Annotated in this window: 24 protein-coding genes and 1 tRNA gene; 12 read left to right on the top strand and 13 right to left on the bottom strand. The window is 64.2% G+C overall.

From position 1 onward, the window contains the following. Window positions 1–11: 11 nt before the first annotated feature. From AOP74_RS10770 to dusB, 6 genes are all read left to right on the top strand, one after another. The gene (locus tag AOP74_RS10770) at window positions 12–1,196 is read left to right on the top strand and encodes a YibE/F family protein (protein ID WP_061962357.1); all 1,185 of its coding nucleotides are present in this window, start codon (window positions 12–14) and stop codon (window positions 1,194–1,196) included. A gap of 225 nt (window positions 1,197–1,421) precedes the next feature. After that, window positions 1,422–2,744, top strand: a complete 1,323-nt coding sequence (locus AOP74_RS10765; protein WP_082096276.1) for a glycosyltransferase — start codon at window positions 1,422–1,424, stop codon at window positions 2,742–2,744. A 98-nt stretch (window positions 2,745–2,842) separates the two neighbouring features. Continuing rightward, window positions 2,843–4,732, top strand: a complete 1,890-nt coding sequence (locus AOP74_RS10760) for a right-handed parallel beta-helix repeat-containing protein (RefSeq protein WP_160297485.1) — start codon at window positions 2,843–2,845, stop codon at window positions 4,730–4,732. Next, window positions 4,729–5,925: a right-handed parallel beta-helix repeat-containing protein gene (locus AOP74_RS10755; protein ID WP_201774328.1), complete on the top strand. Its 1,197-nt coding sequence runs from the start codon at window positions 4,729–4,731 to the stop codon at window positions 5,923–5,925. The genes AOP74_RS10760 and AOP74_RS10755 overlap by 4 nt, the downstream gene beginning before the upstream one ends. Continuing rightward, the gene (locus AOP74_RS10750; RefSeq protein WP_369345502.1) at window positions 5,909–7,372 is read left to right on the top strand and encodes a UDP-glucose dehydrogenase family protein; all 1,464 of its coding nucleotides are present in this window, start codon (window positions 5,909–5,911) and stop codon (window positions 7,370–7,372) included. Before AOP74_RS10755 ends, AOP74_RS10750 begins: the two co-directional genes overlap by 17 nt. A gap of 113 nt (window positions 7,373–7,485) precedes the next feature. Further along, window positions 7,486–8,673, top strand: coding sequence for a tRNA dihydrouridine synthase DusB (gene dusB / locus AOP74_RS10745; RefSeq protein WP_061962355.1), 1,188 nt, complete (start codon window positions 7,486–7,488; stop codon window positions 8,671–8,673). 35 nt (window positions 8,674–8,708) lie between these two features. On the opposite strand, the gene AOP74_RS10740 is transcribed toward dusB, so the two are convergent. Further along, window positions 8,709–9,344, bottom strand: coding sequence for a dihydrofolate reductase family protein (locus AOP74_RS10740; RefSeq protein ID WP_160297484.1), 636 nt, complete (start codon window positions 9,342–9,344; stop codon window positions 8,709–8,711). Between the two features lie 190 nt (window positions 9,345–9,534). Between AOP74_RS10740 and AOP74_RS10735 the strand changes: the two genes are divergently transcribed. Beyond that, a complete protein-coding gene (locus AOP74_RS10735; RefSeq protein ID WP_061962614.1) occupies window positions 9,535–10,812 on the top strand; it encodes a deoxyguanosinetriphosphate triphosphohydrolase in 1,278 nt (425 codons plus the stop codon). A 47-nt stretch (window positions 10,813–10,859) separates the two neighbouring features. On the opposite strand, the gene AOP74_RS10730 is transcribed toward AOP74_RS10735, so the two are convergent. The 4 genes from AOP74_RS10730 to AOP74_RS10715 are packed head-to-tail and all read right to left on the bottom strand — an operon-like array spanning window position 10,860 to window position 13,107. Further along, a complete protein-coding gene (locus AOP74_RS10730; protein WP_061962353.1) occupies window positions 10,860–11,840 on the bottom strand; it encodes a DUF368 domain-containing protein in 981 nt (326 codons plus the stop codon). Continuing rightward, window positions 11,837–12,226, bottom strand: a complete 390-nt coding sequence (locus tag AOP74_RS10725) for a hypothetical protein (protein WP_061962352.1) — start codon at window positions 12,224–12,226, stop codon at window positions 11,837–11,839. Before AOP74_RS10725 ends, AOP74_RS10730 begins: the two co-directional genes overlap by 4 nt. Beyond that, window positions 12,226–12,642, bottom strand: coding sequence for a hypothetical protein (locus AOP74_RS10720; RefSeq protein ID WP_061962351.1), 417 nt, complete (start codon window positions 12,640–12,642; stop codon window positions 12,226–12,228). Before AOP74_RS10720 ends, AOP74_RS10725 begins: the two co-directional genes overlap by 1 nt. A gap of 6 nt (window positions 12,643–12,648) precedes the next feature. Further along, window positions 12,649–13,107, bottom strand: a complete 459-nt coding sequence (locus AOP74_RS10715) for a DUF6941 family protein (protein ID WP_061962350.1) — start codon at window positions 13,105–13,107, stop codon at window positions 12,649–12,651. Between the two features lie 127 nt (window positions 13,108–13,234). Here AOP74_RS10715 and dnaG point away from each other — a divergent pair, with 127 nt between their 5' ends. From dnaG to phnE (AOP74_RS10690), 5 genes are all read left to right on the top strand, one after another. Beyond that, complete coding sequence (dnaG, locus tag AOP74_RS10710; RefSeq protein ID WP_061962613.1) at window positions 13,235–15,139, top strand: DNA primase; 1,905 nt, start codon at window positions 13,235–13,237, stop codon at window positions 15,137–15,139. Window positions 15,140–15,359: 220 nt separating this feature from the next. Then, a complete protein-coding gene (phnD, locus tag AOP74_RS10705) occupies window positions 15,360–16,433 on the top strand; it encodes a phosphate/phosphite/phosphonate ABC transporter substrate-binding protein (RefSeq protein WP_236683811.1) in 1,074 nt (357 codons plus the stop codon). Between the two features lie 81 nt (window positions 16,434–16,514). Next, window positions 16,515–17,285 (top strand): phosphonate ABC transporter ATP-binding protein, encoded by a 771-nt coding sequence (phnC, locus tag AOP74_RS10700; protein ID WP_061962349.1) that lies wholly within the window; start codon window positions 16,515–16,517, stop codon window positions 17,283–17,285. After that, window positions 17,282–18,085, top strand: a complete 804-nt coding sequence (phnE, locus tag AOP74_RS10695) for a phosphonate ABC transporter, permease protein PhnE (RefSeq protein WP_061962348.1) — start codon at window positions 17,282–17,284, stop codon at window positions 18,083–18,085. The genes phnC and phnE (AOP74_RS10695) overlap by 4 nt, the downstream gene beginning before the upstream one ends. Further along, window positions 18,082–18,975 (top strand): phosphonate ABC transporter, permease protein PhnE, encoded by an 894-nt coding sequence (phnE, locus tag AOP74_RS10690; RefSeq protein ID WP_061962347.1) that lies wholly within the window; start codon window positions 18,082–18,084, stop codon window positions 18,973–18,975. The genes phnE (AOP74_RS10695) and phnE (AOP74_RS10690) overlap by 4 nt, the downstream gene beginning before the upstream one ends. 85 nt (window positions 18,976–19,060) lie before the next feature. Here phnE (AOP74_RS10690) and AOP74_RS10685 read toward each other — a convergent pair. The 8 genes from AOP74_RS10685 to rpmB all read right to left on the bottom strand — a co-directional run bounded on the left by AOP74_RS10685 (window position 19,061) and on the right by rpmB (window position 20,831). After that, window positions 19,061–19,133: transfer RNA gene (locus AOP74_RS10685), tRNA-Asn, on the bottom strand. A 128-nt stretch (window positions 19,134–19,261) separates the two neighbouring features. Next, window positions 19,262–19,546, bottom strand: a complete 285-nt coding sequence (locus AOP74_RS10680) for an HU family DNA-binding protein (RefSeq protein ID WP_061962346.1) — start codon at window positions 19,544–19,546, stop codon at window positions 19,262–19,264. 10 nt (window positions 19,547–19,556) lie between these two features. Continuing rightward, the gene (gene rpmF, locus AOP74_RS12085; RefSeq protein WP_082096272.1) at window positions 19,557–19,739 is read right to left on the bottom strand and encodes a 50S ribosomal protein L32; all 183 of its coding nucleotides are present in this window, start codon (window positions 19,737–19,739) and stop codon (window positions 19,557–19,559) included. A gap of 3 nt (window positions 19,740–19,742) precedes the next feature. After that, window positions 19,743–19,865, bottom strand: coding sequence for a type B 50S ribosomal protein L36 (ykgO, locus tag AOP74_RS10675; RefSeq protein ID WP_061962345.1), 123 nt, complete (start codon window positions 19,863–19,865; stop codon window positions 19,743–19,745). Continuing rightward, window positions 19,862–20,113 carry a type B 50S ribosomal protein L31 gene (locus AOP74_RS10670; protein WP_061962344.1) on the bottom strand — a complete coding sequence of 84 codons (252 nt, stop codon included), beginning with the start codon at window positions 20,111–20,113 and terminating at the stop codon, window positions 19,862–19,864. Before AOP74_RS10670 ends, ykgO begins: the two co-directional genes overlap by 4 nt. 3 nt (window positions 20,114–20,116) lie before the next feature. Continuing rightward, window positions 20,117–20,422 (bottom strand): 30S ribosomal protein S14, encoded by a 306-nt coding sequence (rpsN, locus tag AOP74_RS10665; protein ID WP_061962343.1) that lies wholly within the window; start codon window positions 20,420–20,422, stop codon window positions 20,117–20,119. Further along, complete coding sequence (gene rpmG, locus AOP74_RS10660) at window positions 20,422–20,592, bottom strand: 50S ribosomal protein L33 (RefSeq protein ID WP_061962342.1); 171 nt, start codon at window positions 20,590–20,592, stop codon at window positions 20,422–20,424. Before rpmG ends, rpsN begins: the two co-directional genes overlap by 1 nt. Further along, complete coding sequence (gene rpmB, locus AOP74_RS10655; RefSeq protein ID WP_061962341.1) at window positions 20,592–20,831, bottom strand: 50S ribosomal protein L28; 240 nt, start codon at window positions 20,829–20,831, stop codon at window positions 20,592–20,594. Before rpmB ends, rpmG begins: the two co-directional genes overlap by 1 nt. Window positions 20,832–20,835: the final 4 nt, after the last annotated feature.

Here is a 20,835-nt window from a genome sequence, read left to right as displayed (position 1 = left end):
GGTGATCGCTGATGGGTGCCGGACACTCGCATTCACTTGAGGAGCGTCCGCGCGCGTCTGAGCGCACCACGACGGTTCTGACGATCGCGGTGGCCGTCGTGATGTTTTTCACGGTGGCCGGTGCGGTAGCAGTGTGGCCGTCGGATTGGGCGTTCTTGAAGTCTGTTCCGACGTCCTACGAGGATGCTGAATGGGTCGACGTCACGGTCGAGTCCGTCGACGAGAACACCGGTGAGGCGCAGGTCGTTGTTGACGGCCAAGAGGACGAGGGCCTGCAGACGCTGCTACCCCTCGAACTGGCTGACTTCAGCTACGAGGTGGGCGACTCCGTCCGAGCGTTGCAGATTCCCGACGGCACGCTGATCTTCGGCGACTTCAACCGTGGGCCGCCGATGCTCGTGCTGCTCGTGGTCTACGTCGTGCTCGTGTTGGCGATCGCATGGTGGCGAGGCCTGGGCGCGCTCCTGGGGCTCGTCGCGGCGTTCGGCGTGATCATCTTCTTCACAGTTCCTGCGCTGTTCGAAGGCAGCAACCCGCTCATCGTGGGTCTGGTGACCGGGTCCGGCGCGCTCTTTGCATTGCTCTATATGGCGCACGGCCCCAACGCCCGCACCACGACCGCATATCTCGGCACGCTGGCAGGGCTCCTCATCACCACGGTCCTGGCTTGGTGGGCAGTCGACGCCTCACGCCTGACCGGAATCTGGTCTGAAGAGGGCTCCCACCTCGAACTGGCCGGCCGCGACGTCGACCTTCAAGGCTTGGTGCTGTGCGGCATCATCATCGCCGGCCTTGGTGTCCTCAACGATGTCACGGTGACCCAAGCATCGGCCGTATGGGAGCTGCGCGCCGCGCGGCCGGACATCTCCCGCTGGAATCTCTTTGCCCGCGGCATGCGTATTGGCCGCGACCACATCGCCTCGACCGTGTACACGATCGCCTTCGCGTATGTGGGAGCAGCGCTTCCTGCCATCATGCTGATTTCGCTGTACGACCAGTCTCTGGGCGTCTCGCTCACGAGCGCTGAGATTGCTGAAGAGCTGGTGCGCACGCTGGTTGGCTCGATCGGCTTGGTACTCGCGGTGCCGCTCACCACCGGCATCGCGGCTCTAGTGGTCGGCTACGACGGTGCCATGGCTGGCGAGCAGCCGGCTGTCGAGTCTGGGCAGTCCGACAACACAACTCACCTCGACTGAGCCTTAAGTTCTCACAGCGCTTGTTAACTCTGTGTGAAGTCTTTCCAAAACCCTTGCGAGTGATATTCGTCACACCCTAGCGTCGAGGTGTCGCGGGTTTTCGGGCACGAGTTGCCCCCGAGGGGGTCGGAGACCGCAGACAGTCAATGATGACCGCATGCCAGCGGGTAGCTGGCGCGCGCCGTGACACCTTTCGACATCAGCTGAGGACGGAGGTGTGTCTGCATGGACACGCTCATTGACGGGGGTGCGGACCTGTGGGAACAGGTACGCGTGTATTTCCCGATTGCGCTTGCGGGGACTGTGGTGTGGGGCTTGTGGCTGTATCGCGTCGTATTGTCGCGGCGCGCACAGCCCATCGAATCCGATTTCCGTACAACCACATCGGTCGTGGTTCCGTCGTACCACGAAGACCCCGACATCTTGATGCGGTGTCTCGACTCGTGGCGTGATCAAGACCCCACGGAAATCATCATCGTGCTGGACGTCGCCGACACAGAGGCCTATCGCCGCATTCGCGAGCTCCAGGATGCGCGTGTGAAGCCGTTGCTGTTCAAGCACGCAGGGAAGCGCTCCGCGCTGGGGTGCGGAATTCGTGAGGCAACCGGGGAGATCCTGGTCCTGGTGGACTCGGACACCTGGTGGCAGCCAGGCCTGCTGGAAGAGGTGCAGAAGCCGTTCCTGGACGCTGATGTGGGTGCGTGCTCGACGCAGCAGAACGTCTACCAGCGCAACAGCAGCGTGTGGCGCCGGATCGCCGACTGGATGGTCAACCTCCGCTACTACGACTACGTGCCCGCAATGGGACGCGCCGGCGCTGTTCCGTGTGTCTCTGGCCGTACAGCGGTGTACCGCCGCAAGGCCGTGATTCCGGTGCTGCCGCACCTCGAGGACGAGTACTTCCTGGGCCGTCGCTGCATCGCGGGTGACGACGGGCGTCTGACCTGGCTCGTCATTGCCTCCGGGTACCGCGTCGTGCACCAGAGCACCGCGCGTGCGATCTCGATGTTCCCGTCGAGCTTTAAGGCCTTCATGAAGCAGCGGATTCGATGGAGCCGTAACTCCTACCGTTGCTACCTCACAGCCGCCTACAAGGGATGGCTATGGAGGGTGCCGTTCGTGACCAAGGTGACGGTTCTGCAAATTTTGCTGACCCCCGTGACGATGGCACTGACACTGGGCTACCTGTTCCTATCGCGACTCGAACTCACCTGGACGAGCGCGGCGATCGTCGGGGCGTGGATGCTCCTTGGTCGAGGGGTGCGCGGCTGGTCCAACCTCAAGCGCAACCCATCGGACATCTTCATCCTGCCAATCCTTGCGCTCACCGTGATCCTGGTCGCGCTGCCCATCAAGTTCTACGCGTTCCTCACGATGAACAAGCAAGGCTGGCTGACGCGCACTGCGGACCAGGTCGGTGGCGAAGGACAGACGTCCACGACACTTGACCCCGTCGCAGTGAACCCGCCTGCCGCTGCGCGTGTGCCGGCTGCGGTCTCTGAACCTGCCGCTGTCCCAGACGCGGCCCGAGCGGGCGTGCCAGCCTGATGCGAATACGCCGCAGGGCTCTAGCGGCCGGAGTGCTCGCGCTCGGCCTTCTGGCAGGTGCAGCCGCGCCTGCTGTTGCAGGGCCCAGTCATGCACTTGTGACGTCGTCCGAGGAACCTGAAGCACTCACGAGCGCTGAGGAGGCGACCCTGTCAGCGGCCGCCCTGGCCTACCCGGGCAACCCTGAGACGGAGGCAGAACTTGTCGCCGATGAGGATCGGCGGCTACTCGACATTGAGCTGGTCGCTTCCGGGGACATCGCGGAGCAGCTGGACAGGACGCAGCCTTATCGCGTCACTGGCAACCCCGTCTCGACCTTGGTTCTCACGGCTCGCGAGCAGGCTTACACGATTGCCGAGATCAATGAGGCAGCGCCTCTGTCCGTGTCCGACCTGGGTAGCGGCGTGTACCGGCTGCATGAACACATCGTGGTTCTTCCAGGCGCGACCCTCCAGGTGGGCGGGCGCGGACTTGTCGAGCTTCAACTGGCGAGTCAGCCCGAAGGCTTCGTCTCCCTCGTGACATTGGGCGGCAGTTTGGTCGTCGACGGCGATGCGGCCGAGCCCGTGGTTATCACAAGCTGGGATGAGCCGCGCGGTGCGTCTGACACCACCACGGATGACGGCAGAGCATACATACGGGCCGTGGGAGGGCAGCTGTCGATCACCTATGCCGAGCTGAACGATCTTGGCTTCTGGTCGGGCAACACCGGCGGTCTTGCACTGACCGGCACCGACCATGCTTTTGGGGTTGGCGTGGGGATGGATCAGACAGTGGGGAGCGACACCGACGACTGGGCTGGCTCCGACGACGGGGAAGAAGGCGCCGAAGAGGAATCTGTCGGACTGTCGGTCGTGACGGGAGATAGCGCCGTCAACGCTGGAGAGGCTGCGAGCATCCCGCTCGGCGTGACGGCGTGGGTGCAAGGCACCACGGTGACCGGTAACGCCTACGGCATCTTTGTGTCGCAGGCAGCCTCGGTGGAGATCCAGGACTCTCTCGTGACAGAAAGCCTCGTTGACGGAGTCGTCTTTCACCGCGAGGTCATTCAGTCTCGCGTAGTCCGCACAGAGTCAAGCGCCAACGGTGTTGATGGATTCCGCATTTCACGGGGCTCGTCTGGGGTCCTTCTCGAAGATGTGGAGGCACGTGACAACGGTCGCAACGGCGTCACGATTGACGCCGGTCCACTGGCCGACGGGCCGTCTGCGGTGGGGTTGCCCACAGAGTCTTACGGTGACCACACGATCAGGACCTCGAGCTTCGAGAACAACGCCGACGTCGGGGTGGAAGTCATGGGCGGCCACGATATTTTGCTGGACTCGAACCTTGTCGACGGTGGCCGGTTCGGGATCGTCGTCCGTGACGGTGCCGATTCCACCACGGTCTCTGGATCCGACGTCACCGATGTCGAACTGCACGGCATCGTGATCCGTGACGGCGCCTCCGCCACAGTCACGGGCAACCTCGTCGATGGTGCGGACACCGGAATCTATGTTCGCGATGCCTTTGGAGAGATCACCGAGAACACCATCGAAGCGGCCACCAATCACGGCATCACCGTGGCCGGACTGTCAGTGGCGGACTCGTCTGTCGTCGACAACATCGTCCAGGGGCGCGGCGGCACTCCGATTGATACGAGCAGGGCCGATGCTGCGGTTGCGGTGTCCTCAAACGATGTCTCTGGGTGGTCACAAGGCAGCGTCGAAGAAACCTTGCTCTCGAAAATGACGAGCCCGCTGGCGCTGCTGTGGCTCTCCCTTGGGGCCTTGCTGATCTTTACTGCGCTGATGGGCATCCGGCCTCGTCGGGAACCTTCTTTCCCGTACCAAGACCGGACACCGTTGGCGACTATCACCGGTGGGCACATCTCTCCGTCTGAGATTGATGGCCTCGGAGACCTCCCAGCACTGAAGGATGACCCGCTCTATCAACGCACCCGCGCCGGTCTACCGCGGCGCAAACAGTCGAAGGAGCACGCTTCGTGATGATTTCATCCGGCACATGGAAAATCGTGGGAATCTCGAGCGCCGTGGCGGCAGCCGCCTTTGGTGCGGGAATGGTCGTGTCGCAGGCGGCATGCTGCAACGGCACCGTTGTCGACTCCGGAGCTGCTCCCTCGAGCGTGCCTAGCGAATCGAGCTCTCCGGCACCCTCGGCTGACGGCAGCGCTGGCAGCGACGACGGATCCGAGGCAGGAGCAGGGAGCGACCAGTCGTCAGTGGTCTCGGCCGCCGATGGTGCTCGCCCGGCGAACGACATGCCCGATGCCGTCCTACGCGAGGCGAGCATCTCGTGTCCGGACGTCACCGTCGAGGTCTCCACAGCATCGGCCCTTGAGGAAGCTTTGGACGACGCGCGCCCAGGCGACGTGATCGGACTCGCGGACGGCGAGTACGAGGGAGAGTTTGAGGCCACCGCCGCAGGTGAGAGTGATGACCCGATATGGGTGTGTGGCTCGACGGACGCCGAACTGGTGGGCGAAGGGCCAGACGGAGGTTACGGGCTGCACGTGGACGGCGCTGAGTGGTGGGTCTTCCACGGCTTCACAGTGACGGAGCACCAAAAGGGCGTGATGGTCGACGGCTCGAGCAACATCGTCATCGACTCCCTCGCGGTGCACGCCATTGGAGATGAGGCTATTCACCTGCGCTCGCACACCACGGACTCGGTCGTCCGCGCATCGACCATCTACGACACGGGCAACCGCCGCGAAAAGTTTGGCGAAGGCATCTACATCGGCTCGGCAGAGTCCAACTGGTGCTCATTGACCGACTGCGAACCCGATGAGTCGGACAACAACGTGGTCGAAGGCAACATCATCTTCGAGGTCACCGCAGAGCCCATCGATGTGAAAGAAGGAACCACCGGGGGACTCATCGTGGGCAACGCCTTCGACGGCGATGACATTGACGACGATGGCGGGGATTCGTGGGTCGACATCAAGGGCAACGAGTGGACGGTGACCGGAAATACCGGAATCCGTTCCAACAACGACGGCTTCCAGACCCACGAGATTCTCGACGGCTGGGGCACCGACAACACCTTTACCGACAACATCGCGGTGGTGGACGGACCCGGCTATGGCTTCTCCCTGACTCCCGTTCTCGACAACGTCGTGACATGCAGTAACACGGTCGACTCTGCCGAGGAGGGGTTCAGCAATGTCGACTGCGAGTAGTGAAGTGCCCGATCTCAACACCCGAGAGGACATCACCATGCAAGACACCAGCACTCACGAAGTTCCCGTACGACCAAAGATCACGGTTATCGGCACCGGCTACCTCGGTGCCACCCACGCAGTTTCGATGGCATCGCTCGGCTTCGACGTCCTTGGCGTCGATGTTGATGCCGCGAAGATCGCCCGCCTGGAGAGCGGTGAGGTCCCGTTCTACGAGCCGGGCCTGCCCGAGCTGCTGAAGGAGACGCTCAAGTCAGGGTCGCTGCGATTCACGACGTCATTCGATGAAGCCGCCGAGTTTGGCGACGTGCACTACATCTGCGTCGGCACGCCACAGGCAGAGGGCTCGCGAGCAGCGAACCTCGAGTACGTCGAGGCGGCTTTCACCGCCATCGCGGAACGCACCCGTAAGCCGGCCCTGCTGGTCGGCAAGTCCACGGTGCCCGTCGGCACCGCCGAGCGACTCGCGGACATTGTCGCCATGAGCTCGCCCAACCCCGAGCTCGTGGAAGTGGCGTGGAACCCCGAGTTTCTGCGCGAGGGCTACGCCGTACAGGACACCCTGCACCCCGACCGGTTGGTGTTCGGAGTGAAGTCTGCGTGGGCGACACAGATGCTTACCGCGAGTTTCAAGCCCGTGCTCGACGAAGGGACGCCATTGGTCGTGGCAGACCTGCGCACCGCGGAACTGGTCAAAGTCGCGGCGAACTCCTTCCTTGCCACCAAGATCTCGTACATCAACGCGATGGCTGAGGTGTGTGAGGCCGCTGGTGCGGACGTCAACCTCCTGGCCAGCGCGCTCAGTTATGACGATCGCATTGGCGGTCGCTTCCTCAAGCCGGGCCTCGGCTTTGGTGGAGGATGCTTGCCGAAGGACATCCGCGCGTTCGCCCACCGCGCTGAGGAACTTGGTGTGGGACAGGCCGTGGCCTTCCTTCACGAAGTCGACGCAATCAACGGGCGTCGTCGCCGGCGCACTGTCGACCTTGTGCGTGAGCTCGCCGGGGGAGATGTCACGGGCAAGCGCATCGCGTGCCTCGGTGCGGCGTTCAAGCCGAACTCCGACGACATTCGTGACGCTCCCGCGCTTGATGTCGCAGACATGTTGCGCGCGGAATCGGCCAGCGTGGTCGTCTACGACCCGGAGGCGATGGACAACGCTCGCCGGGTGTACCCGCAACTCGAGTACGCGAACACGTTTGCTGAGTGTGTGAAGGGCGCGGACGTGGTCGTGTTGCTTACCGAGTGGGATCGCTTCAAAGACGCGGACCCCGAGATGATGGGCGAGCTCGTTGCGCGCCGCGCTGTGGTCGATGGCCGCCATGCGCTGGACGCCGATGCGTATCGCGCCGCAGGCTGGGAGTACAGGGCGCTTGGACGCCCCGCCCAGCCATCAACCGTGCACCTTGCCGAACATGACAAGGATGCCGTGACGGTTCAGGCCTGACGTCACCCTGCACGCGCGCCCGCCCGGGTCAAACCCCCCTCAGCGCCCGGGCGGGCGTTGGGGCGCCTGGGCGCCGATGCAGGCCTCTAGCGGGAATCGGCGACAATAGAGGCATGACGACTGACGCATCGGCCCTGCCCGCAACGGGCGAGCGCGTGCTGCCGCCTTTGCAGTTTGGCCCCCTCACCGTTGACACCCCCGTAGTGCTCGCGCCTATGGCCGGCATCACAAACGCCGCATTCCGTCGACTGTGCCGCGAGCACGGTGGCGGCATCTATGTGGCGGAAATGGTCACCTCCCGCGCACTCGTGGAACGTACCCGCGAGTCCATGCGCATCATCCACCATGACCCTGACGAGACTCCGCGGTCCGTCCAGCTCTATGGAGTCGACCCCGCGACAATTGGCGCCGCCGTCAAGATGCTGGTCCAGGAGGACCGCGCCGACCACATCGACATGAACTTTGGTTGCCCCGTTCCCAAGGTGACCAAAAAGGGTGGGGGAGCGGTGCTGCCGTGGAAGAAGGACCTCTTCCGCGACATCGTGCGCGCCGCCGTTCGCGAGGCCGCCCCCTACGACGTCCCAGTGACCGTCAAGATGCGCAAGGGTGTCGACGACGATCACCTGACGTACCTCGATGCTGGCCGCATGGCTGAGGCCGAGGGTGCTGCCGCCGTGGCGCTACATGGCCGCACGGCGGCCGACTACTATTCCGGGACTGCGGATTGGGAAGCGATTGCTCGCCTCAAGGAGGCCGTGTCGTCGATTCCTGTGTTGGGGAACGGAGACATCTGGTCCGCAGAAGACGCGTTGCGCATGGTCGAACAGACCGGCATCGACGGCGTCGTGGTGGGGCGCGGATGCCAGGGGCGCCCGTGGCTCTTTGCCGATCTGCAAGCAGCTTTCGAGGGCCGGCCGGAGCGGGTGAAGCCGGGACTGGCTCTTGTCGCGGACACCATTTATCGCCACGGCGAGTTGATGGTGCCCTTCTTTGGTGATGACGAACTCAAAGCCATGCGCGAGATCCGCAAGCACGTCGCCTGGTACCTCAAGGGTTATCCGGTCGGCGGTGAGATCCGCAAGAGCCTGGGACTGGTCGAGACGCTGCCGCAACTGCGCGAACTGCTCGACACCCTGCCGCTCGAATCTCCCTACCCCGGCGAGGCCGCTGAGGGTCCGCGCGGACGCCAGGGCACACCCAAGCAGCCCTCATGCCCAGATGGATGGCTCGAGACTCAGGACATCACGTCGGACCTCGAGGCGCGGTTGCAAGAGGCAGAACTGAGCGTCTCCGGCGGTTAGCCTCGGTGCTCCATGCCGGCGGTGCGGGTCGGACGTTAGGCGTGCCCGAACGAGGTCTCGTCCGCTGGGCCGCCGTCGTCCGGCAGCGGCGATGTGTCGACAGGTTCACGCGCGGGGCGCATCGTGACCTGAACCATGCCGCCCGCGTAGTTCCTGACGTCTGTGATTGTGACGGGGTGGCGTTGCTCGGCCCCCGCAAACAAGGGGTGACCCGCGCCCAGGATCGTCGGATGGATCGTGACGATCGCCTCATCGACAAGGCCAGCGTCCAGGGCCTGACGAATCACCGAGCCGCCATCCAGATACACGTGGTTGTCGCCAGCGAGCTCCTGGGCTTCGGCGACCAGGTTTGCGATAGGGGCCGATGCCGCGCGCACCGTGGGGCGCGACTGAGGCAGTGGGCGCCCGGTTGCGATGAGGATTGGCATCTCGCCGTAGAACCACTCGTTCATGCCGTGCACCACGTCGAATGTGCGCCGGCCCATGAGCATCGCGCCAACACCCCCGTAAAAGTCCGCGAAGGCAATGCCGTCTTGATCACGCTGCGCCCAGGCTTCCGCAGACATCGGAGCCCACGCCGGCCTCTCAGCGTCAAGCCAGGAAAGGTCATCTCCTGGCCCCGCAATGAAGCCATCGACCGACATCGCGCAATACGCCTTCACTTCACCCATACGCTCCACGGTACGCGCGGTCGTGCGATACGGCTCCCGCTCGTAGGACATCCGGGTCACTTTCGCGGTCTCCTGTGACCCAATTTGCCTGCGGAGGCGCCGGGGTGAGGGCGAGGGCCGTACCTGGCGCAGGAACCGCGCTAGGTTGGAGACCGTGATCTCACCAGCTGACGAGACCGGCGGTAGCACCATCGCCGCCGCATCCGCCATCGCCGTTCCTGAGGGCTACACCGACGCTGACGTGGAGCGCTGGGTCCACGAGCCGTCGAAGAGCCCAAACCGGACCCCCTTCGAGCGCGACAGAGCGCGCATCCTGCACTCAAGCGCGCTACGTCGTCTGGGAGCCAAGACGCAAGTGCTGGGCCTCGGTAGCGGTGACTTCGTCCGCACCCGCTTGACGCATTCGCTTGAGGTGGCGCAGGTGGGACGTGAGCTCGCAAACGCGCTCGGATGCTCGCCCGACGTCGTGGATGCCGCTTGCCTCGCTCACGACCTTGGTCACCCGCCCTTTGGTCACAACGGTGAGCGCGCGCTCGACAAGGTCACGCGCCACATCGGTGGTTTTGAGGGCAACGCTCAGACCCTGCGTCTGCTCACGCGCCTTGAGCCAAAGTCTGTGCACCCAGAGACTGGCCAGCCCATCGGGCTCAATCTCACTCGCGCGGGCCTGGATGCGGCTGTGAAGTATCCCTGGGGCGAAGAAGGCGCGCCTCCGCGGCCCGATGGCAAACCCAGCCGCAAGTTCGGCGTCTACGAGGATGATCGGGCCGTCTTCGACTGGCTCCGTGACGGTGCGCCTGACCGGGCGCAGAGCTTTGAAGCGCAGATCATGGATCTCGCTGATGACATCTCGTACTCGGTTCACGATGTCGAGGATTCGGTCGTCTACCGCCAGGTCTCGCTGTCCGTTCTTCGGGACCCCGGCCACGCCCGCGAGGTGGTTGACCACGCCCGCGAGTGGTATGGCAGGGGAGACGAGGACGCGCTGCTGGCAGCTCTTGAGCGACTGCGTCAGTTCCGCTGGTGGGCCGATGACTTTGACGGGTCGCGCGCCTCGCTGGCCGCGTTGAAGGACATGACCAGCCAGCTCATCGGCCGATTCGCCTCGGCGACGATCGAGGCCACGCAAGCCGAGTACGGGATTGGCCCACACACTCGCCACAACGCCACGCTCGTAACGCCCCAGGAAACGCTCGACGAGATCCTGATCCTCAAGGGCATTGCGGTGCACTTTCTGATGGCGCCACGTGAGTCGAGCCCCACGTACGCCAAGCAGCGCCGTGTGCTCAAGGAACTCGTGGGCGCGCTCGCTGATCGCGGCGCCGACGTGATGGAGCCCCAGTTCGCCGCGGACTATCGCGACGCGTCAGGGGACGGTGAGCGCCTGCGGATCGCGGTGGACCAGGTTGCCTCTCTCACCGACACGTCTGCGTACAACTGGCACCACAAGTACTGCGGCGGCAAGTAAACGGCATAGGGCCGATGCCCGGGCTGGGAACAGCGCGGCCGCCCACCCTAGGCGGTGGGCGCGTCGGTTTCGGTGTCTGTCTCGATGAGAGTGCGCTTGGCGACGATGCGTGACTCGATGACCAGAAGTGCCACGACGACCAAGAACCCGGCCAGGAACGCCAGGATTGGCCCCAGGAGGTCTCCCGAGGGCGCCTCGAGCTGACGGTTCTCGTCCTGCCACGGCCACAGTGCGACGAGCGAGCCTGCCATGACTCCGGTCAGGACCACCAAGGTTGTGCGGCGGTGGTGCTCGAGCAGCCATTGAAGCAGCTTCACGATCGAGACCAGGCCGATGACCAGTCCCACCGCGAAGTAGGCCAGGTATGCGTAGTCGCGGTCGTTGAGCGCTGCGATCGTCGGCTCGTACAGGCCCATCGTGAGCAAGAGGAACGAGCCCGACAAACCCGGAAGCACGAGTGCCGACACCGCGATCGCACCCGCGGGAATCAGGACGAGCGGGCTGGGCTCGAGGTTGCCACCGGGCAGCGACACAATGACCGCAGCGGCGATTGCTGCGCCTGCCGCGATGATCCAGTCCTTGCCACCCCAGCGACCTACGGGCCGTGTGCGCAACGGAGCCTGCGCCGCGAGGCGGAAGGGAACCGCGAGCGAGGCCACGACGAGCCCAAAGAACAGTGCCCGCATCGTGACGGGGTGGTCCTCCATCAGGCCTTCCATGACGGAGGCGACGGCGAGGAGCGCGATGACCATGCCGATGCCAAGAGGGATCAGCACGCCCCAGCGCACCTGGGCCCACTCTGGCTTGGCGCGTGCGACTCCACGGCCGCGACTGCCGTCGGCCACGGTGATGCGGGCGCCGGTGATGAAGTGGCCAGCGGAGGTCAGCAGCGTCTCGTAGACGCCCGTCATCAGCGCAACGGTGCCGCCCGACACGCCGGGGACCGTCTCGGCGCTTCCGATCAATCCTCCACGTACGAGGTTCAGGACCGTCGACCCCACGGTTGAGCGGGGGGTGTCGTCACTCATGAGGAGGTCTCCATCTGTGGGCGGCGGGGGCGTAGGAGCACCCACAACGCGGCCAGGGGCAATATCAGCGGAACCCAGCCGTAGGCAGAACCGTAGCCGGTCCACACGGTTTCATCGCCCCACCACTCGGGGTGGAGGTATCCGAGGGTTCCGACCACGAGCACGCCGGCGAGTTCAATGCAGGTTCCCCACAGCGCTCCGCGTCGCCATCCGCGCCACAGTGCCACTGCGATCCCGATATACAGGAGGGCGCTCAGCGCGGAGATTGTGTAGGGCAGGGGAGCCTCGGTGAACTTGGTGGAGATTTGGTACACCGAGCGACCGGTCGCCGCGATGCCAAGAACCGCGTAGGCGACGATGAGGATGATGCGGCCGATCGGGCTCATCACGCTCCCAGGATCTGGAACACGCGCAACGCAAGAACCGCGGCCGTGATGCCGATAATGATTGCCGCACCGCCATCAACGCGGGCAATCTGGTCGGGTTGTAGCACCGGGCGGTTGGGGTCGGGGTCGTGCGCCGCAGCCGATGGCTCACCGAGGCGGCCGACGCCAAGGAACGGCACCAAGATCACCGACGCGATGAGGTAGCCAAGCGTCAACACGATCCCAGCGTCGGAGTCCCCAAGGAGCACCACGACGACGGTCGCTGCATGCGCGGCAGTCACGATCCACATGGCCGTGACTATGCGTTTGAGCCACGGGTGCAACGACGGCCAGATCAGGGTGGCAATGCCACCGAGGACGAGCACCGCGCAGACAACGAGATACGCGGGGTACACGACCCCGGTGTACAGCCCCATGAACGGTTACTGCTGTTGCTGCTGGACCTGCTGCACGCGCATGGGCAGGCGGCCGAGCTCTTCGCCGTCGACCGACACGACCCAGGAGAACATACCGGGCTGCACAAAGCGGATGCCGTCGATCGTGAACGCGAAGCAGGCAACCTGCTCGTCACCGTCGACCAGGTGCGCCGGGCGACCGAGGGTGAACTCGCCACCCATGCCGCGCACAGGCTGAGCCTTGCCCTCCGCGTCCTGGCGGACACCGATGGGGTACTCCTTGCCGTCTTCAGTCAGGAGCTTGAGCTCAAGCTGGTGCGAGGAGTTGGTCGCGGTGAAGGGAACGTGGACGGTTGCGGCCACGGCGAGGCGTCGGTGCGCCGCCGGGAACTGCCGCACGAAGATGGTGTTCCATCCCGCGCCGAGCGAATAGATCTTGCCGTTGACGACCTCAGCCGAGTCAGCGAGGAAGGCGTCGATTCTCACGGGGGAGTCCTTTCGATGGATGTGAACCACTGCCCAGGGTACCGACCGGGGCCGATGCTTGGGGCACGTCTTCGCTGTCGGCGCAGACAAGCGAGGTGGTACAGAGGATGGCGAGTACGATTCACACGTGGCCGGGACAATCAACAGGGACGACATCGCGTCCGTGCGTGAGAAGGCCCCCATTGAGGACATCATTGGCCAACACGTAGCCCTCAAACCCGCTGGTGTGGGCTCGGTCAAGGGCTTGTGCCCCTTCCACGACGAGAGGTCCCCCTCCTTCCACGTCCGCCCCAATGCCGGGCGCTGGCACTGCTTTGGTTGCGGCGAGGGCGGCGACGTCATCGAGTTCGTCATGCGCATCGACGGCCTTCCGTTCGCGGAGGCAGTGGAGTACCTGGCTGATCGCGCGGGCGTGACGCTGCGCTACGAGGCGGGCGGCGGACCCAAACGGGAAGGCACGGCAGGACAGCGCAAGCGACTCCTTGAGGCACACCGGATCGCCCAGGAGTACTTCGCGGGACAGCTCCACAGTCCTGAAGCGCGCATTGGCCGTGACTTCCTGCGCGAGCGCGGGTTCGATCGAGCCGCCGCGGAACACTTCGGCATCGGCTATGCCCCCCAGGGGTGGTCGCACCTGACCGACCACCTTCGCGGCAAGGCGTTTACCGAAGCGGAACTGCGCACGTCGGGTCTCGTTTCGGAAGGCTCTCGTGGTGTCTATGACCGTTTTCGCGGCCGCCTCGTGTGGCCCATTCGCGACGTCACGGGCGAAGTGATCGGCTTTGGCGCCCGTCGCCTTTATGAAGAAGATCAGGGTCCCAAGTACCTCAACACCCCCGAGACACCCCTGTACAAGAAGAACCAGGTCCTCTATGGCATCGACCTCGCCAAGGGATCCATTAGGTCCGAGCGCGCTGCCGTCGTCGTCGAGGGATATACCGACGTGATGGCCTGCCACCTTGCCGGCATCACGAACGCCGTCGCGACGTGTGGAACGGCGTTCGGCGAAGAGCATGTGAAGGTCGTGCGCCGCCTTATGGGAGATGTCGCCGGGGGAGCGATGAAGGTCGGCACGTCTGGCGCAAAGGTCATCTTCACGTTTGACGGCGATGAGGCGGGCCAGAACGCGGCTCTGAAGTCCTTTCAGCTCGATCAGCAATTCCTGGCGCAGACGTTCGTCGCAGTGGATCCAGAGGGGAAGGATCCGTGCGATTTGCGCATGGCCGGCGGCGACGAGGCCGTGCAGTCCCTGCTTGAGGCTCGCACCCCACTGTTCGAGTTCGTGATCCGCACCGCGCTGGGCGCTAATGACCTTGAGACCCCGGAGGGCCGTGCCGCCGCGTTGCGCGCAGCCGCCCCCGTGGTTGCTGGCATCCGTGACCGTGCGATTCAGCCGGAGTACTCGCGCCGGCTCGCCGGGTGGCTCGGTATGGACATCGATATCGTCCGTCGAGCAGTCACCGAGGCTGCCAAGAGCCGAGGTCGCGAACCGGCTGCGCACACGGGAGCAATGCCTGTGGTGAGCGAGGGCGATGACCTAGCCATAGCATCGGCCCGTCCCAATCGCCGCGACCCCGTGGTGCGCGCGGAAGCGTTGTCGCTAGGAACGCTCCTCCAGGCGCCCGCTCAGGTGATGCAAGACGCCCTGGGAGCTTCGGTCGTGGGCGAGATGACCCCGCAGGCGTATTCGGTGCCTCAATACCGGGCCGTGTATGAGTCGATCCTGGCGGCGGGCGGGCCAGCACAGGCCGGCCCCGACTGGGCCAACGATGTTGCGGAGCAGGCCGGTGACGCGCTCGCCGCGACAGTGTCAGAACTGGCAGTGTCGCCGCTTCCGCACGACAAGCCAGAGACTATTGGTCACTACGCAGGCACTGTGCTGGCCAAGGTCTTGGACCTGAGCATCACGCGTCAGATCGCGGAGCTTCGTGGGCGCATGCAGCGTGCGGGATCGGGGACCGACGGTGCGCAAGAGGCCTTCGCTCAGATCGTGCAACTTGAGGCGCGTCGACGCCAATTGCGCGAGCACTAGCCCGGGCCGGGACGATGCGCCCGGAGGCCTGATGTCACGGGAACGTCACGTCCAGGGAACGCGTTCATGAACCCTCCGTTACGAGGGGGCGAAGGTTCACTCGAATCCTTCTCAGGTGGCATTTTTCAGGCATAGCGTGAGGGCGAGCCGCATCATGCGGCGACCTCGCGGTGTCGCTTGTTGGCGATACCCGGCCCCCACCGGAAGGTAGTCACTCACAGTGAAGATCAAGTTCAACCCCCTCGCAGCTGTTGCCCTGACGGGCGCCGTCGCGCTCACCATCGCAGGTTGCTCGAGCGAAGAGTCCGAAGATGAGGCCACCGCCAGCGCCACCGCGTCGGCCGCTGAGGCAACCGTCGAGGATGACGCGATGGAAGACGAGTCGATGGAGGCCGAGGGCCTTCCTGAATCGCTCACTCTTGCGCTGGTTCCCTCGGACGAGGTCGACCAGATCACGACCGACGGCGAGGCTCTTGCCCAGTCGCTGTCCGCGGAACTTGGCGTCGACGTCGAGGTGTTCGTGCCCGAGTCGTACTCCGCAGTGGTCGTCGCGCTCCAGACCGGCCAGGCAGACATTGGCTTCCTTGGCCCCATCGCCATGGTGCAGGCAGAGGACGTTGCTGGCGCAGAGATCGTGCTGCAGGCAGTTCGCTACGGATCGTCGGAATACGTAGGTCAGTGGCTCACCAGTGACCCCGGCACGTTCTGCCTCGACGACATTGTCACCGAGGCTGACGACGAAGGCGTGAACTACTCGTACTGCAACGGCGCGACCGGCGGCTCCGGCCCGGCAGGCGAAGAAGCTCTCGCTCTGGTCGACCCCGAATCGACCATCGCGTTCGTGGACGAGTCGTCCGCATCGGGCTACTACTTCCCGGCCACCCAGCTCGCGGAGATTCAGGGCCTTGACCCGCTGACCGACTTCTCTGCAGCGATGTTTGCGGGCGGACACCCGCAGGCCGTACAGGCCGTCTACGACGGTGACGCAGCAGTCGGAATCTCCTACAACGACGCTCGTGGCGATCTCGCAGAAGAGTTCTCGGACATCGGCGAGGAAGTCGTGGTGTTCGCGTACACGTCGAACATCCCTAACGACGGCGTGGTTGTCTCCGGCGACCTGTCGGATGACGCCAAGTCGCAGATCACCGACGGTCTGATGGCGATCTCCCAGACTGAAGAAGGCGCTGCGGCTCTTGACGCGGTGTACAACATCGAGGGCCTCGAGGCCGCAAACCTCGACGCTTTCGAGAACACCGTGCGTCCCGTCGAGCAGAACTTCGGCGACCAGGGCTAACAGCTCCAACGAGGTGGCGGTGGCCGTGCCTTCGGGCGCGGCCACCGCACACGTGTATCTAAGGCCAGGCGATTTCACCGCATGATTGAACTGAGCAATGTCACCGTTCGGTACCCCAACGGCGTTGTCGGACTCGACGACGTGTCACTGTCGATCCCCGATGGGCAGTTCGTCGTCGTGGTGGGCTTGTCAGGCGCGGGAAAGTCCACGCTGATCCGGACCATTAATGGCCTGGTCCCCGCCACATCGGGCACCCTCTCCGTTGATGGCAGTGAAGTGACCGGCGCTTCCAAGAAGCAGCTGCGCGCCATCCGCTCGCGCATTGGCATGATCTTCCAGTCCTTTAACCTCGTCAAGCGCACCACGGTCATGAACAACGTGATCATGGGTGCCCTTCACGACGTGCCGTGGTACCGATCCGTTCTGGGGCTGTGGACTGCCCAAGAGAAGGAGCTGGGGTACACCTGCCTCGAACGGGTCGGCATTGTCGAAAAGGCCTGGACCCGAGCGTCGCAGCTCTCTGGCGGTCAGCAGCAACGGGTCGCTATTGCCCGTGCGCTCGCCCAGAACCCCACAGTCATGCTCGCGGATGAACCGGTCGCCTCCCTTGATCCACCCACTGCACAGATGGTCATGAAGGACCTGCAGCGCATCAACCGCGAGTTGGGGATCACCACTGTGGTCAACCTGCACTTCCTCGACCTCGCGCGTGCTTACGGCGAGCGGGTGATCGGAATGCGAGACGGCAAGGTGGTCTTCGACGGCACCGGGGCCGACGCAGACGATGCCGCATTCGAACGGATCTACGGCCGCTCGCTGACGGCTGACGACGTCCTCCCAGGGCGGTCATGAGCGCGACCGCCACCGACGCATCGGCCCTGCGCCCCCGAAAGCCTGGGCCCTCCGGCGTCCTGATCGCGGGGCTTGCGGCGGTCGCTGCATTCACGGTGTGGGCGGCCATCCAGATCGAGTTCACCCTCGCGCCGCTAATCACGAACTTCACCAACGGCTGGGAGATCATCCAAGAGTTCTTGACGCCCAACTGGAGCTTCATCTTCCGCGTGTGGGAAGCCTGGGTCGAGACGGTCGCCATCGCAATCGTCGCGACTTTCGTGGGAGTGCTGGTGGGACTCATCTTCGCCACAATGGCCTCGCGCGTGACCAACCGGTCCAACTGGTTCTACCGAGTCGTCAAAGTGGCGTTGTCCATGGTGCGTTCGCTGCCCGACATCGCCTATGTGCTGATCTTTGTCGCACTCGTAGGCGTGGGTTCGCTCGCCGGCATCCTCGCGCTCATCATGTTCAACATCGGCATTGCCGCGAAGCTCACGGCGGAGACCATCGACGCCGTTGACCAAGGCCCGCTCGAGGCCGCAGATGCGTCTGGCTCCGGCACCATCAGCCGCACTAGGTGGGCGGTGTTGCCACAGATCATGCCGAACTACCTGTCGTATTGCTTGTACATCTTCGAGCTCAACATTCGTGCGTCCGTCGTGATCGGTGTGGCCGGCGGTGGCGGAATCGGGTCCGTCATTGATGTGCAGTTCTCGCGCTTCGAATACGCGAATGTGTCCGCCATCGTGGTCGCGATCTTCGTGGTCGTCATGGCGATTGACCAACTGTCTCAGTACCTGCGACGGAGGTTCGTGTGAGTACCGCGAACCTTACGCAGCGCCCTGACGTGACCCCGGCCAAGCGGCCTACAGAGCCATCAAAGACACGGTCGACCCTGGTGTGGCTGGGGCTGCTGGCACTTGTGGGCGTGTCCGCGTGGTTGTCGGGTGCGCGGTGGTCGGAGCTCGGGTCACTCTTCACGGAAGGGTGGCGCTACTTCCTGCTGATGGGGCAGGGGCTGGTGCACAATCCGTTTTCGGAGCCCTACTCCGAGTACTGGACTCTCGCCTTCGACAAGATGATGGAATCGGTCTACATGGCGTGGATCGGCACGCTCATGGGGGCGCTCATCTCTATCCCGTTCGGCTTCCTGGCTGCGCGCAATGTCTCCGGCCGCGTCACCGTGCAGGTGTCGCGCGCGTTCCTCAACTTGATTCGCGCAGTCCCCGAGCTGGTCTTCGCGATCGTGATCATGTTGCCAATCCTGGGCTTTGGTCCATTGGCGGGCACGGTCGCGCTTGGCGTCGGCGCCGTCGGGACGCTTGGAAAGTTGACCGCAGAGGCACTCGAAGGGATCGACATGGGCCCCGTTGAGGCGGTTCGTGCATCCGGCGCCAGCAAGGTGTCTGTCCTGCGTTGGGCCTTCTGGTCGCAGGTGCTGCCCGAGGTGCTCGCGTTCTGGCTGTACCGCTTCGAGATCAATATTCGCGCTTCCGCCGTGCTGGGCGTCATTGGCGCGGGCGGCATCGGATCGCTCCTCAGCCAACTGTTTTCCAAGCGCGAATGGGAACAGATCGGCATCACGCTCGCCGTGATCGTGATTGTCACAGTCCTTGTCGACATGATCTCCGGCGCAGTCCGCCACCGCATCATCGCGGGTAGCGCTAAGTCCGAGCGGCGCATTCAGGAAGAGACGGTCGCGCTCTAGCCTTGCTCCGCGGTGGCTTCGACATCGTGCCTGATGAACCCATCAGAAACACGAAAGCCGGCCCCGTGGGACCGGCTCTCAGACGCTCCTCCAGTTGGACTCGAACCAACAACCTGCCGATTAACAGTCGGCTGCTCTGCCAATTGAGCTATGGAGGATTGCGAGTAGAAACTCTACATGATGTTGAGCCCCTTCGGTGACACCGCTGGCTGGCAGGTGGGGCCTGAGAAGGGCCGATGCGCGGGGCAGGCGAGAAGGTCAGCCCGCCCCGCGCATCGAAGCGGGTTTAGGAACCCTTGACTGCCGACTTCAGTGCCGCACCAGGGGTGATCTTGGCAACGGTGGCGGCCGGAATGTCAATGGCCTCGCCGGTCTGAGGGTTGCGGCCGGTACGTGCCGAACGCTCGGAGGTCTCGAACGAAGCGAAGCCCGTCAGCTTGACGGAGTCGCCGGCGACGAGAGTCTCGGTGACCGTGGACTCGAAGGCGCGAAGAGCATCGGCGGCCTGTGCCTGCGTGATGCCAGCAGCGGTGGCCATACGAGCGGCGAGGTCGGAACGGGTGAGTGACATGAGTGTCCTTTCATGCCCGGCGATTGCCGTCGGGCGAGATAAGACCGCGCTGGACAGCGCGGACAATGGGGCGGGGAACCATGTGTTGTTCCCCATTCACAGTAACGGGAACAAGCCTAGGGGCCCGAGCCTTCCATTGCGCTCTCCGTGAGCGCGTGTTGGCCCGGGACATCTTGCGTTTTGGAACAGCCACGGTTTACCCCTGTCGCGCATTGAAGCGCGGATTGCGCTTGTTGATCACGTACGTCTTGCCCCGCCGGCGGACCACGATGGACCCTTCCTTGCGTGCGAGTGACTTGAGACTGGCCCGGACTTTCATGAAACCTCCTTGTTGTACCGACGGTTGAAGCGTTCAACGCGTCCTGCGGTGTCGACGACTCGCGTCTGCCCCGTGTAGAAGGGGTGACTGGCTGCGGAGATCTCTACATCGACGACTGGGTACTCGTTGCCGTCCTCCCACACGACGGTGCGGTCCGATGTTGCCGTTGAGCGGGTGAGGAAGGCGTAGTTTGCGGAGGCGTCGCGGAACACGACGGGCTCGTAGCGGGGGTGAATGTTCTTCTTCATGGGTTACCAACTCGATTTCGTGATGCCGGGAAGTTCTCCGCGGTGCGCGGCGTCGCGGAAGGACACGCGTGACAGTCCGAACTTGCGCAGGTGGGCGCGGGGCCGGCCGTCTGACTGGTCGCGATTGCGCAGGCGGGTGGGGGAGGCGTTGCGGGGGAGGGCGTGGAGTGCCTTCATTGCCTCACTGCGTTCCGCCTCGCTCACGTGCGGGCTTACTGAAGTGCGCTTGAGCTCGGCGCGGCGCTGCGCGTAACGCGCGACAATCACCTCCCGCTGCTGCTGACGTGCAATCTTGCTCTTCTTAGCCATTAGCGGGTCTCCTTGAAGTCGACGTGCCGGCGCGCGATCTTGTCGTACTTGCGCAGCACGAGGCGGTCGGGCGTGTTGCGGCGGTTTTTGCGGGTGATGTAACGAACCCCGGTGCCCGCCGTGGACAAAAGCGAGGTTTTGGGGCGGACGTCCTTGCTCTGTTTTGTCACTAGATGCGCTCTCCGTTCGCGATCACGCGCGCGACCACGGAGTCGATGCCGTCACGGTCAATTGTCTTGATGCCCTTTGCGGACACATTGATCGTGATGCGCCTGTTCAGCGACGGCACAAAGTACGTCTTGCGCTGGATGTTGACGTCCCAGCGACGCTTGGTGCGGTGGTGGGAATGGGAAATGGAGTGGCCGAAGCTGGGCGTCGCGCCCGTGACTTGGCATCGTTGTCGTGACATGAGC

Origin of the sequence: Demequina flava (assembly GCF_000975035.1) — a bacterium.
Classification (GTDB): Bacteria; Actinomycetota; Actinomycetes; order Actinomycetales; family Demequinaceae; genus Demequina; species Demequina flava.
Note: the sequence above shows the minus strand (reverse complement) of the source record. Positions and strands in the feature narration are given on the sequence as shown.